We start from the raw sequence: 11,086 nt of genomic DNA, 5'->3' as shown, positions 1-11,086 counted from the left end.
TGGGGTTGGTGTGGGGTTTGTTTAATATTTTTTGTTTAAAATAGGTTTTTGTTTTTGTTGATAGCTTGGGGGGCTGCGGGGCCCCTACGGGTGTACCCCACGTAAACAAGAACCGCTATATCTCACTTCTTACGATTTTATTCTTGAAGCCTTATTTAGCGCAGCTTCATAAAAAATTGCTATTAGTTCATTAGTTCATGAATTATTGATAATTAACAAATTTAACCATTCATTGAGTTCCTGTATTAACCACTCCAGTTCTGCTTCAGTGAAATGAGTATATCTATTAAGATAATAAATGGTAGAACCAGCAGTAATCCGCAATAAAGGCTGATTATTTAAAACATTGGAATTTGATTTGATGAATTTCGATACAGATATATTTTTCCGGAATGCTGGAGGAGCAACAAGCCATTTAATTCCGAGAAAATCATGCATCACTACTAACTGATGAGAGTCAATTATCACACGAGTCCGTTTGCATAGTCCCCAAATAAAGGCAAATAAAAGAAAAGCGATCGCACTCCCTTGGATGCAAAAGCCAATTATATTTATTGGTGGAGAACTTCCTACCACCCCAATCGTCAAAAAATTAAAACCCAATGCCAAAGGTGTGACCAAGGAGATAAGCATAATTAAGCCAATGCTAAATCCTTTGGGTGGCAAGATAATTTCTAGACTTTTAGAGGTTTTAATTAAGTGAATTTTACTCCCAAACGGTTTTTTTAATGCAAGGGTTGCCTGTTTTCTAGAACGGGGTTTTTCTAATGCTTGCATTGCTACTTCTGTTGTAGAAAATCTCTGGTCTAAACTTGCCTCAGTTATCCATTCCAACCAATCAGCAAATTCTAGACTGAGATTGCAAGATTGTCGGAATTGAATACGTAACTCCTGCTGTGGTAATTCTGTAGGATGCAATCCCGTGACGAGATAAATTAAAGTTGCACCCAAGCTGTAGAGGTCGGAGGCGGGAGTTACCCTACCACCAAATTGCTCTGGAGGCATATAGCCATAAGTACCGACTACAGTAATTGTGCCGCCTTCTTGAGCAGCTAGAGTCTGTACAGAGCCAAAATCTACAAGGTAAATCTGACCAACAGTATTACCAGAACGATTTGTAAGTAGAATATTGCTAGGTTTAATATCTCGATGAATTACAGAGGGTTGCTGGTGGTGTAAATAGGAGAGAATTGTCAGGAGCGATCGCGCTAATTCTTTTACCTCTGCTTCACTAAATGTTCGTCCTGCTTGTAAATGTTCCTCTAAAGATTTCGCCCCTACATAAGTTTGTACTAACCCAAAACCTTTATCATCGGGCGTATCTAGCTCAAAGTAATCTATATAGCGCGGGATAGCAGGATAATCAAGCGCTTTTAAAGTTTCCGCTTCCCGTTGAAATAACTTTAAGTCTTGCCAATTGAAATCTTGCCCCAAGTACAAGATTTTTACCACTACCTCTTGTGAGGAATGCAAATCCAAGGCTAGAAAAGTTCGTCTTCCGGTTTGTCTTCCTAATTCTCTTTCGACTTGATAACGCTGATTAAATATTTCACTATTCATTTATTTAATAACCTATATTGCTTTTCATACCACTGAGCAATAAATTTGCTAGCTGCTCCCATACTTAGCCCAGTGATAACAGAAGGTGCAATCACGAAAAATAGGCTAGTGACATTTGACCAATTAGAAAAAGAACCATGAAACAGCAGGCTGAATCCAAATAAAGCAGCAGCCATCCCAAATGTAGTGCTGATAATGCCGATTGTGCGTCGATGCAAGTGGGCATTTTTTAGCGGGAAGAAGAATAACCGCGTAATAATGCTGACTAAAAATCCATTAACAAACGCAATGGGAAAACCAATTAATGCACCAAATTGTAGTCCTGCAATGCTGCCGAATACTGGAAACACAACTGTGCTATAAATAGCAGCACAACCTGCTACAACTAAGCCTCCAGTAAAGGTGCTACGCCAAATCGCATTCCACAATAAATCCCTGATGTCCACTGGTTTGGGAGGATTCACCGCAGCTAGGTCATTGATTGGCAACTGACCTGTTTCCAAGGCTTTTAAGGCAATTGAGGCAGATATTAAACGTTGCTCTAGACTGGGTTCTGTTATCCATTGCAACCAACCTACCAATCCAGGACTAAGTTTAACTAAGTCTTGAAATGCAATTCGCAAATCTTTCTGAGGCAAATCGGCGGGATGAATCCCTGTCGCTAAAGCAATCAGAGTAGCACCAAGACTGTAAAGGTCAGAAGCAGGTGTTACATAGCCACCAAATTGTTCTGGGGGCATATAGCCGTAAGTCCCGACAACCGTTACTGTCTTACCTGCTTTGGTTGCTAAGGTTTGCACAGAACCAAAATCTACCAAGTAAATCTGTTTAACATTATTGCTACTTTCTGCCAAAATGATATTGCTAGGCTTGATGTCGCGGTGAACAACTGGAGGCTGTCGCCCGTGTAGATAAATCAGGATATTTAACAGTGCTGTAGCAATTTCTTTAACTTCAGTTTCTGTAAAAATCCGCCCAGTTTTCATATATTCTTCCAGAGATTGACCTTCTACAAAGCTCTGGACAAGAGCATAACCTTTACTGTTAGAGGGATCTAATTCAAAGTAGTCGATATAACGAGGAATGGCAGGATGCTCAACTGCTTTGAGGGTTTCGGCTTCTCGTTCAAACAGCTTTAAATCTTCCCAAGCAAAATCATTACTGAAGGTTAGCAGCTTGATGATAACTAATTGCTCAGTTTGAATGTCACGGGCTAAAAGAGTACGTCTTCCTGCTTTCTTGCCTAACTGTTGCTGAATTTCGTAGCGTTCTTGAAGGATTTGTTTGGGAAAGTCATTGAGGCTTTGACCTGCCATTTGCCCACTCCGAGTTTTCATATTTACAACTTGTTATAGTTGAATCTACCAAAAACTACAAAGGGAAAATGATAGATTCCGCATTCTTTAAAATATTGGACTAGCGCACCTCATAGAGAATTGGTATTTATCTAAAATAACTTAAAGTTAGAAAAACTAAACAACTGAAGACATGGAGACTTTTAATTATACTGACTCCCAAAAAGATAGAAAAGTTGATTAACAATGCACCGAAATGTGAAGTTTATAAAAGTAAAATTGACGGATACGGGCTTTTTGCTAAGGAGTTGATATTAGAAGGAGAGCAAATAATAGACTTTAGCTTTTCCAATTTTTACCAAGAGGTTAGATATGCCGATCAAACGGATGAATTTCTGAGGGAGGGGAAATTTATTGGAATTAGTGAGGAAATTTGTTTAATAGTTTCATCCCGCAATCAGCAATCGCCAAAAAACAAGACCCCATAGTGAGCGATCGCTACTGATGACTAAATCAACATTTGTACCTTTGCCATGCAGACTCGACTATTTCAGCAATGATTTCTGTGTATGTCACATCACCCAAACGTCCCATAATTACCAGGTCTGAGCGGATATAATGTAGCCCTGGCAGTGGGTTAACCTCCATAAACTGCAACACACCGCTAGCATCGCAACGCAGATCTACGCGGGCAGCGTCACGGCAACCAAGAGTATGATAAACATCCAGCGCCAGCTGCCTTGCCTGTGCTGCCAGTGGCTCAGGATCTATGAGCAAACGATAAGATACCCGTTCCAGATACTCATCCTTGTTGAGGGTGGTATAGGCGAAAGCTTCCGCTTCTCCTGTAAAAATTACTTCCATCACACTTACTACCCGTGAGTTGCTGCCGTTGCCAATAATGCCCACCGTTACTTCTCGACCGGGAAGAAAGGTTTCTACGAGTACGGACTGCTGAAATAATTCGCGTAACAATTGATAAGTATTTACTAGCTCCTCGCGTTCTTTAACAAGAGAACGCCCAGTTACCCCTTTAGAACTGCCCTCCGCCAGAGGCTTGAGGAAAACTGGCATTGGCAACGATACGGCTGTTGCTTCTGCGGTACTACTCACCACTTCAAAGGGGGCTGTCGGCAAGCCGCGATCGCGCACCACTCTCTTAGCAAGCGCCTTGTCTAACGTTAGGGCACAGGTAAGCGGATCGGAAAAGGTATAGGGTTGAGCGAATAATTCGCAGACTGCGGGGACTTGGGCTTCACGAGAGCGACCTTTCAAACCCTCAGCAATATTGAAAACTAGATCCCAGCGATCGCCCTTTACTAACCTGAGAGCAAGTTCTCTACCATTGCCGACACGTTCAACTTGATGACCTAACTGAAATAGTGCATCTTCCAGCCCGATGATAGTTTCTTCATCGTCGAACTCCATTACCTCAGAAGCGCTGAAACCAGCCTTAAGGTAGTCTGCCTTAAGGTCATAACACAGACCAATTAATAACCCCATAGCCCGATAATTCCTGGTGAGAAAGCTTTCGCTGTTAGCTGTAATATACAACTCAGATTAATTGCAGAAATTTTGATTACTAAGTCTTCAATGGAGTCGAAGATATTTTATCAACAACATCGAACCAGATAGGAGATATATCTTCAGGTGAACCGTTATAGTTGGCAGTAATTTCTTCTCCTGTTTCTATATCTCGGTAGGCAATTAATTCCACCTCCCCTTCGGCGAATTTTTTCACATAGTAAGTATTCGGATCGTAAGAATGGTTGAACAGGGACATTAAACCAAGTGCGATCGTCACACTTTTATCTTCCCAATCGTAGTAATAGTTACTCAAAACTGTTTGATCAATTAATTCAACCTGTTCTGCGGGTATAACCACAACTGGCGATCTCTCAATCATCTCTCCTTTCAAAAAGCGCTTCTGTGCGAAGACACCTTGACCTTTTAGGTTTGTATTGCCCACAATCAACATTCCAACTACTCTCCTGCGATTACTTAGTTTTATGCTAGAAGCCAAAAGAACCATCCCAACTGGCTCTTTTAGATGATGGCGGTCAAACTCACATAATAGTGTCAGCCCTGCTCCAGGGATCTACATAGGTGTACGTCTTACCTGCCCAATTTTGTACTGTAGCTGTGCCCTTCTCATAGGCAAGTAAAGTCTCGGCTTGAATTGGGACTTTGCCACCACCGCCAGGGGCATCAATTACATAGGTTGGTACAGCGTAACCAGTGGTATGACCACGCAATTTAGAAATTAGATCAATCCCAGTTTGAACACTGGTTCGCAGATGTGCAGTGCCAATAACTGGGTCGCATTGGTAAAGGTAATAGGGTCGCACACGCAGCTTGAGAAGACCGTGAAACAGATTCTTCAGCGCTTTTTCAGAGTCATTCACACCTTTTAACAGCACAGTTTGACTACCTAGAGGAATGCCACCATCAGCTAGGCGATCGCAAGCTTGTGCCACTTCCGGTGTAAGTTCCCGCACATGACAAAAGTGCAAAGACAGCCACACACGATGTTTACGAAGTAAGGCAACCAATTCCGGTGTAATTCGCTGCGGTAAGAAACTCGGCACGCGGGAACCAATTCGGATAAATTCAATATGCCTAATGGCACGCAGCCGCCCAAGCAAATTGTTTAAAGGTTCATCAGACATCAACAGAGGATCACCACCGGAAATTAGCACATCACGGATCTCGGTGTGTTCCTCTAGGTAAGCGACGATCGCATCCAACCGCCGCGTTACTGGGTACATCTCACCTTGACTCACTAAACGAGAGCGAGTGCAATAACGACAATAAGCAGCGCAAGTGTCTAGGGCAAGCAGCAACACCCGATCAGGGTAGCGGTGTACGAGTCCTGGCACTGGAGTGTCGTTATCTTCACCGCATGGATCTACCATGTCTGCGGTACTGACTACTAGTTCTTCTTCCCGTGGGATGACTTGTAACCGTAATGGGCAAAGCGGATCTTTTGGATCAAGGAGTGATGCAAAGTATGGTGTGACAGCTACAGCAAACTTCTCTGGTGCGATTAAAAGTCCCTGTTCTTCGGCAGCACTAAGCCTTAATAACCTCTGAAAGTGTTCCAGCTTAGTCAACCGATGCCGCATTTGCCAGCGCCAATCGTTCCAGCGTTCCTGGTTGTAAGTTTCTCCCAAAATCTCACAAATTTCTTTACACCGAACATCCGTAACTAGAGGCTCTAGAATAGTGTTTTTAATCATGATTAGAACTAAATCAAGCTGAGAATAATAAACTAATCACAGCCTGGTTTGTTTACCTACGAATCTAAGTAAAGGAGAAAAGTATTGACAACTGTCACCAGTTGTAGTTAAAACTCTTCTTCAAACAGGCGATTACCGTTGTAGCATATAAATTAGGACTTACGCACTGTACAAACTAACCCTAATGTGTATTACGCATAACCGTTTCAGGCGCTGCTCACAAGGTTAATTTGGTCGCATATTTATTCTGTTGAGTGTTAAATATGGCTGAAAAGCCCAAATTTTATATAGTACAGATGTATGATGCGTAAGTCCTAATTTTAGTACAGCGATCGCTTGTTTTGCTATGAAGAGGCAGGAGCGTAGGCGCAGCCCGCACAACTCTTGGAGACGCTCTTGCTAGCTGGCTTTTGAGTAGGGGTACGATAAAGCTACAACTCTTCGCTACGAGAGGCTGCGCCAAGGAGAGGCTGGCGCTTAGGGCGCAGCCTCTCGAAGAGAAGCAAGCCGAGATGCTCAGTACAAGTCAGTGACCATCGTAGACATCGCTTTTTATAACGTATCTACAAACTTTGACCCATCTGTAGTTAGTTATCTGAATCATTAATATTGCTCAATGATGTCAACTGCGACTCGACCGCATTGAGATAACTTTGATCATTCAAAACTTGTGCTGGTAATTTGTTAGCCTTGACAGCAGCCTGAACCACATCTTTTGCAGTCACTTTTCCTATTTGGTATTCAAATACCAAAGCGCCCCCACTAGGTATACCCTGCTCTTTGAAATAACCTTGATAAGCTAGAAAAGTAGTATTGAAAGGTTGGAGATAGCTGGCATTTGAGAAATTAGTACGTAAAGTCTTAGAGGTGACATCTGTGTTTATTTGTCCGGCACTATTGTTATTATTAGCTGTTTGAGCGCCAACAATTCCAGGTATAAAAGCAATACAAGCAACGATAAATGCAGAATTGAGCAAGTTTGTAACTTTCATAATTTTCTTCTCGATTTAACTAAGTTAATTAATCTTGGCTAGTAATAAAATTTTATGATTTAGAATTTAAACTTATTGGTATTAAGTTACTACATCGGTTTATTTATTCCTCATTAATTTGGGCAATATATATAATTTTATAAAAGCTAGGAAAATTCAATTTTTATTAGATTAACTAAAATCTAATAATGCACTAATTCAGAAATATTTTACGAACTTAGACAAAACTGTAATTGGTAAAATGATGTAATTTACAACTCGAAAGGACATTAAACCTCATCTATCTTCAGAACCGTAGTTTTTGCCCTCACCCTAAATTCCTCTCCCTACTTGAGAGAGGGACTTATTTCCGGCTCCCCTTCTCCCAAATTTGGGAGAAGGGGCTGGGGGATGAGGGTTTTTTCTTTTCATACCGAAAGAACTACAGTTTTCAAAGTGGACGCAGTTTAACTTAGATCATTCAAAATTACTAAGACCCATCATGTGATAAGCAAGAAAGCTCGTATCAAAGGGTTTGAGGTAATTCACATTCGTGGAATAGCTAGATAAAGTGTCAGAGTTGACGGCTGTGTTTCTTGATGCGCCACTGTTGTTATTATTGGCTGTATGAAGGCTAGTAATTTTAGGCATAGAATTAATCCAAGCAACAATATGTGCAAAATTTATCAAGTTTGTAAGTTCATAGAGTTATCCTCAACTAGAACAAAGTACAATCAGTCTGTGATATCTAGTAAGAGAGTCCACTGTTTTATAAATCTCAACCTTTTACACTCAGTTCATTTGATAGCTTGATTTGTTAATTATCCAAACGGCTGAGTCAAATTGACCCCAATATCAGAAATTGGGAATTCGTATAAGGTTTAGTAAGTAATAACTCATAAAAAGCAAAGGTTCGCTATATAAAATCTTTGATTCGCAAGCATTTATAGAAGGTGCGATCGCTCACATATATATAATGATGGTCTTCTCTTCTAGATATTTTTTTGCTTTCGGCTAGAAACTGAAATCTAACTGTGTTTTAGCTAATAAAGTTTGCATACCAATATGCTAGAAAATCTTTATAATAAAAACAAATACTTTTACTTCTTAACTTGATAAGTAAAAGTGATGTAAATTAATATTGGCATTGCAAAGTTTTCTATAAACCTTACTGACTATTCATTTGAGTTTGGACGGACTCTCGTGTAAGGTAGCCGTTCAGGAGGATAAAAGAAGCTGATCGTGTCAAAATGTTAAATGTATAGTTTATTTGCAAACTCACTTATGCCAAAAGCAATTTGGAATGGAACAGTTTTAGCTGAGAGCGATAATACCGTAGTTGTGGATAACAACCATTATTTCCCTGCTGACACCATTAACAAGCAGTACTTCACAGACAGTAACACCCACAGTACTTGTCCTTGGAAAGGTGTCGCCAGCTACTACAGTATTGACGTTGATGGGCAAGTCAACAAAGATGCCGCATGGTACTATCCCAGCGCCAAAGAGAAGGCTAAGAATATTGAAGGTTATGTAGCCTTCTGGAAGGGTGTAAAAGTTGAGGCTTAATAAAAGTTCCTGGAAGTATTTTATTTTCAGGGAGAATGATATTATGTCCGGCTAATTGCCTATAAAATAATTAGCCCGCGCAGGCGGGCTTCGTATTTAAACTATTTGCGAATTTATCTTAACTGTTCTTGTCATCACTCGTTTGACGACTATAGACAAAGATTTTGGAGTGTAATCTACTGAAGCGATCGCCATCATCAACTCTAAGTTCAAGTAAAACTTTATTTTGAGACGTAATTACACCTACGCCTTGCGAAATGCTGCTTGCTTTTCACCCGCCAAGCGAGACTCCCAGAAAGTATAATACCAGCGATCACTAGCCCAGAAAGTGTAAGATACGCGGCGCTAATGTCAAACATGGGGAATTGATTATTGCCACTTAAAACTCATCGGATTTATTTGTCAAAATTCAAAAAGTCTGGGATATTAGTCTTACATCTTTTAAGTGAATATTAATCATCTTTATTAACTAACTTTTGTTGGTTTTAGCCATGCAAAAACCTGTGTAACTGTTAAATTCAGTTGCAAAAATTCAGGTACAGGCAATACTTCATCCCCAGTCATCTCTATAGGTTGCTGTCCTGGCAAAAATCCTAATACTAAGCGTTCATCTGGATCGATGAACCAGCCTAATTGAGTGCCGTGTTTTAGACCGTGAAGAATATTTATAATTACCTTGGTTGTATTCTGTTCTGGTGAAAGAATTTCAATTGTCCAATCAGGGTAAATTCCAAAGGTATTTTCAATTTCTCCATTAGCACCAAAAGGAATCCGTTCCCAAGCAAATACACTCACGTCTGGGACAATCGAACGTCCGCCAAATGTACAGCGTAATTCTGGAAAAGCCAAAGCAATTTCTTGTTCTTCAGCAATTTGGCTAATTGCGTTACAAAGTTTTAGTTGTAGCCGGGAATGTTTGCCTTGTGGCATTGGTTTCTGGTAGATACGATGACCATCGATAAATTCACTAGCAGGCTTGGTTTCTGGCAGTTTGAGGAACTCTGCTAAGGAGATTGATTTGTGCAGCGTGGGTGTCATAGCTGTGCAAATGCCATATTTGATTGGAATCTTAGCATTTTCTATCTTTGGATTTTAGGGAGCAAGTCTATTCTCCTTAAGAGGTTGTTTGAAAAGTGGTTAACTGTGATTTTAATTGCGTTGTTACCCCCCTTAGTCCCCCCTTATAAAGGGGGGAAACAAGAAAAATCCGGTTCCCTCCCCTTTATAAGGGGAGGGTTAGGGAGGGGTAAAAAATATTTTATACATCATTATGGACTTTTCAAACATCCTCTAATGTTGCTTACCTGAAAATAGCTGTAAGCTGTGGTTAAGATTTGTATTGATAAGTTTTTGCTTAAGATTTAGTAATGACCGCATAAGCTTTGCCATAGATAAGCATTCTGAACCAAACAAGTTGTGTTGTTAACGAACGGACAAGTTTTCGTTACCAACGGATAAGCTGCATGGCGAGTTGAAGAAATTGAAGTTCCTATAAGCTACAAATGAGTATCCATTTATAATTAATGCTTAATTTATTTAATTAAATTTTAAGCATTTATTATGAATGCGACGGCATTTGTTATAAATGAGTACGCAATTGCTACAAATGAGTACCCACTTATAAATAATGCTTAATTTATTTGATTAAATTCTAAGCATTAGTTATGAATGAGTACGCAATTGCTACAAATGAGTAGCCATTTATAATAAATGCTTAATTTTTTAGCTTAAATTTTAAGCATTAGTTATGAATAAGTACGCAATAGCTACAAATGAGTACGCAATTGCAGCAAATGAGTATCCATTTATAATAAATGCTTAAGCTGTTGTTGCTAACAGACAAACATTTGTAACGTCCGCGTCTGTCTTGGTAATGAATGGACAAGCTGCCCTTACCATGAGAACTTCATTTGTAAGTTCGCTGCTGCAAAAGTAGTTAAATTATTCTTGTGAAGAGAATTTTCTTTAAGCTTCGCATCGCACGAGTAGCAACATTATGCTGATGCCAAGCTTGATAGAAATTGGGGTAAGGCATATTTTGAGCGCATTTCCAGATTACATTGTAGCAATTATTATCCAATTCCAAATAACCACTTAAGGCTTTGACTACCTCAAAGCGATGCTCATTATCCTGTAGAATTTCCCCTAAGCTATCTGCTGCCAGGCTACGGATGGAGTCATCCACAGTAGTTGATTGCAGCAGTTGCACTAAGGCGGCGATCGCAATTTCATTGCCAGGGTCGATTTCCCCTAAGCTTGATGCTGCATACCTACGGGTGGAGTCATCCACAGTAGTTGATTGCAGCAGTTGCACCAAGGCGGCGATCGCAATTTCATTGCCTGTGCCGATTTTCTCTAAGCTTGATGCTGCCTGCCTACGGCTGGAGTCATCCAGATTAGTTGATTGCAGCAGTTGCACTAAGGCGGCGATCGCAATTTCATTGCCTGTGAC

General features: G+C 40.3%; 10 protein-coding genes. 2 read left to right on the top strand and 8 right to left on the bottom strand.

Features of this window, described 5'->3' with window-relative positions; translation table 11 throughout:
- Positions 1-195: 195 nt before the first annotated feature.
- Together Q0541_RS17015 and Q0541_RS17010 are read right to left on the bottom strand one after the other, a co-directional pair.
- The gene (locus Q0541_RS17015) at positions 196-1,560 is read right to left on the bottom strand and encodes a serine/threonine-protein kinase (RefSeq protein WP_298912321.1); all 1,365 of its coding nucleotides are present in this window, start codon (positions 1,558-1,560) and stop codon (positions 196-198) included.
- Positions 1,557-2,876 carry a serine/threonine-protein kinase gene (locus Q0541_RS17010; protein WP_298912324.1) on the bottom strand — a complete coding sequence of 440 codons (1,320 nt, stop codon included), beginning with the start codon at positions 2,874-2,876 and terminating at the stop codon, positions 1,557-1,559. Before Q0541_RS17010 ends, Q0541_RS17015 begins: the two co-directional genes overlap by 4 nt.
- A gap of 215 nt (positions 2,877-3,091) precedes the next feature.
- Here Q0541_RS17010 and Q0541_RS17005 point away from each other — a divergent pair, with 215 nt between their 5' ends.
- Positions 3,092-3,343, top strand: coding sequence for a hypothetical protein (locus Q0541_RS17005; protein WP_298912318.1), 252 nt, complete (start codon positions 3,092-3,094; stop codon positions 3,341-3,343).
- A gap of 25 nt (positions 3,344-3,368) precedes the next feature.
- On the opposite strand, the gene Q0541_RS17000 is transcribed toward Q0541_RS17005, so the two are convergent.
- The 4 genes from Q0541_RS17000 to Q0541_RS16985 form a co-directional block, all read right to left on the bottom strand.
- Positions 3,369-4,358, bottom strand: a complete 990-nt coding sequence (locus Q0541_RS17000; protein ID WP_298912315.1) for a D-alanine--D-alanine ligase — start codon at positions 4,356-4,358, stop codon at positions 3,369-3,371.
- Positions 4,359-4,437: 79 nt separating this feature from the next.
- Complete coding sequence (locus tag Q0541_RS16995; protein ID WP_298912313.1) at positions 4,438-4,833, bottom strand: SET domain-containing protein; 396 nt, start codon at positions 4,831-4,833, stop codon at positions 4,438-4,440.
- A gap of 88 nt (positions 4,834-4,921) precedes the next feature.
- Complete coding sequence (locus tag Q0541_RS16990) at positions 4,922-6,094, bottom strand: KamA family radical SAM protein (RefSeq protein ID WP_298912310.1); 1,173 nt, start codon at positions 6,092-6,094, stop codon at positions 4,922-4,924.
- A 587-nt stretch (positions 6,095-6,681) separates the two neighbouring features.
- On the bottom strand, positions 6,682-7,086 hold the full coding sequence (locus tag Q0541_RS16985; protein WP_298912307.1) for a hypothetical protein: 405 nt from the start codon (positions 7,084-7,086) through the stop codon (positions 6,682-6,684).
- 1,263 nt (positions 7,087-8,349) lie between these two features.
- Between Q0541_RS16985 and Q0541_RS16980 the strand changes: the two genes are divergently transcribed.
- Positions 8,350-8,634, top strand: coding sequence for a DUF427 domain-containing protein (locus Q0541_RS16980; protein ID WP_298912304.1), 285 nt, complete (start codon positions 8,350-8,352; stop codon positions 8,632-8,634).
- 465 nt (positions 8,635-9,099) lie between these two features.
- Here Q0541_RS16980 and Q0541_RS16975 read toward each other — a convergent pair whose 3' ends face one another.
- Together Q0541_RS16975 and Q0541_RS16970 are read right to left on the bottom strand one after the other, a co-directional pair.
- Positions 9,100-9,672 (bottom strand): Uma2 family endonuclease, encoded by a 573-nt coding sequence (locus tag Q0541_RS16975; protein ID WP_298912301.1) that lies wholly within the window; start codon positions 9,670-9,672, stop codon positions 9,100-9,102.
- A gap of 898 nt (positions 9,673-10,570) precedes the next feature.
- On the bottom strand, positions 10,571-11,086 hold a 516-nt coding region (locus Q0541_RS16970), incomplete at its 5' end, for a HEAT repeat domain-containing protein (RefSeq protein ID WP_298912297.1).

Source organism: uncultured Nostoc sp., from assembly GCF_937863485.1.
Classification (GTDB): Bacteria; Cyanobacteriota; Cyanobacteriia; order Cyanobacteriales; family Nostocaceae; genus Nostoc.
The sequence above is the reverse complement of the archived record's forward strand: the minus strand, read 5'-3'. Positions and strand labels throughout refer to the sequence as shown.

Bases quoted from the DNA above. Each gene is read 5' to 3' on its own strand.
- Q0541_RS16995 (WP_298912313.1), bottom strand. From the start codon at position 4,833: ATGTTGATTGTGGGCAATACAAACCTAAAAGGTCAAGGTGTCTTCGCA.
- Q0541_RS17000 (WP_298912315.1), bottom strand. From the start codon at position 4,358: ATGGGGTTATTAATTGGTCTGTGTTATGACCTTAAGGCAGACTACCTT.
- Q0541_RS16975 (WP_298912301.1), bottom strand. From the start codon at position 9,672: ATGACACCCACGCTGCACAAATCAATCTCCTTAGCAGAGTTCCTCAAA.
- Q0541_RS16985 (WP_298912307.1), bottom strand. From the start codon at position 7,086: ATGAAAGTTACAAACTTGCTCAATTCTGCATTTATCGTTGCTTGTATT.
- Q0541_RS16990 (WP_298912310.1), bottom strand. From the start codon at position 6,094: ATGATTAAAAACACTATTCTAGAGCCTCTAGTTACGGATGTTCGGTGT.
- Q0541_RS17015 (WP_298912321.1), bottom strand. From the start codon at position 1,560: ATGAATAGTGAAATATTTAATCAGCGTTATCAAGTCGAAAGAGAATTA.
- Q0541_RS16980 (WP_298912304.1), top strand. From the start codon at position 8,350: ATGCCAAAAGCAATTTGGAATGGAACAGTTTTAGCTGAGAGCGATAAT.
- Q0541_RS17010 (WP_298912324.1), bottom strand. From the start codon at position 2,876: ATGGCAGGTCAAAGCCTCAATGACTTTCCCAAACAAATCCTTCAAGAA.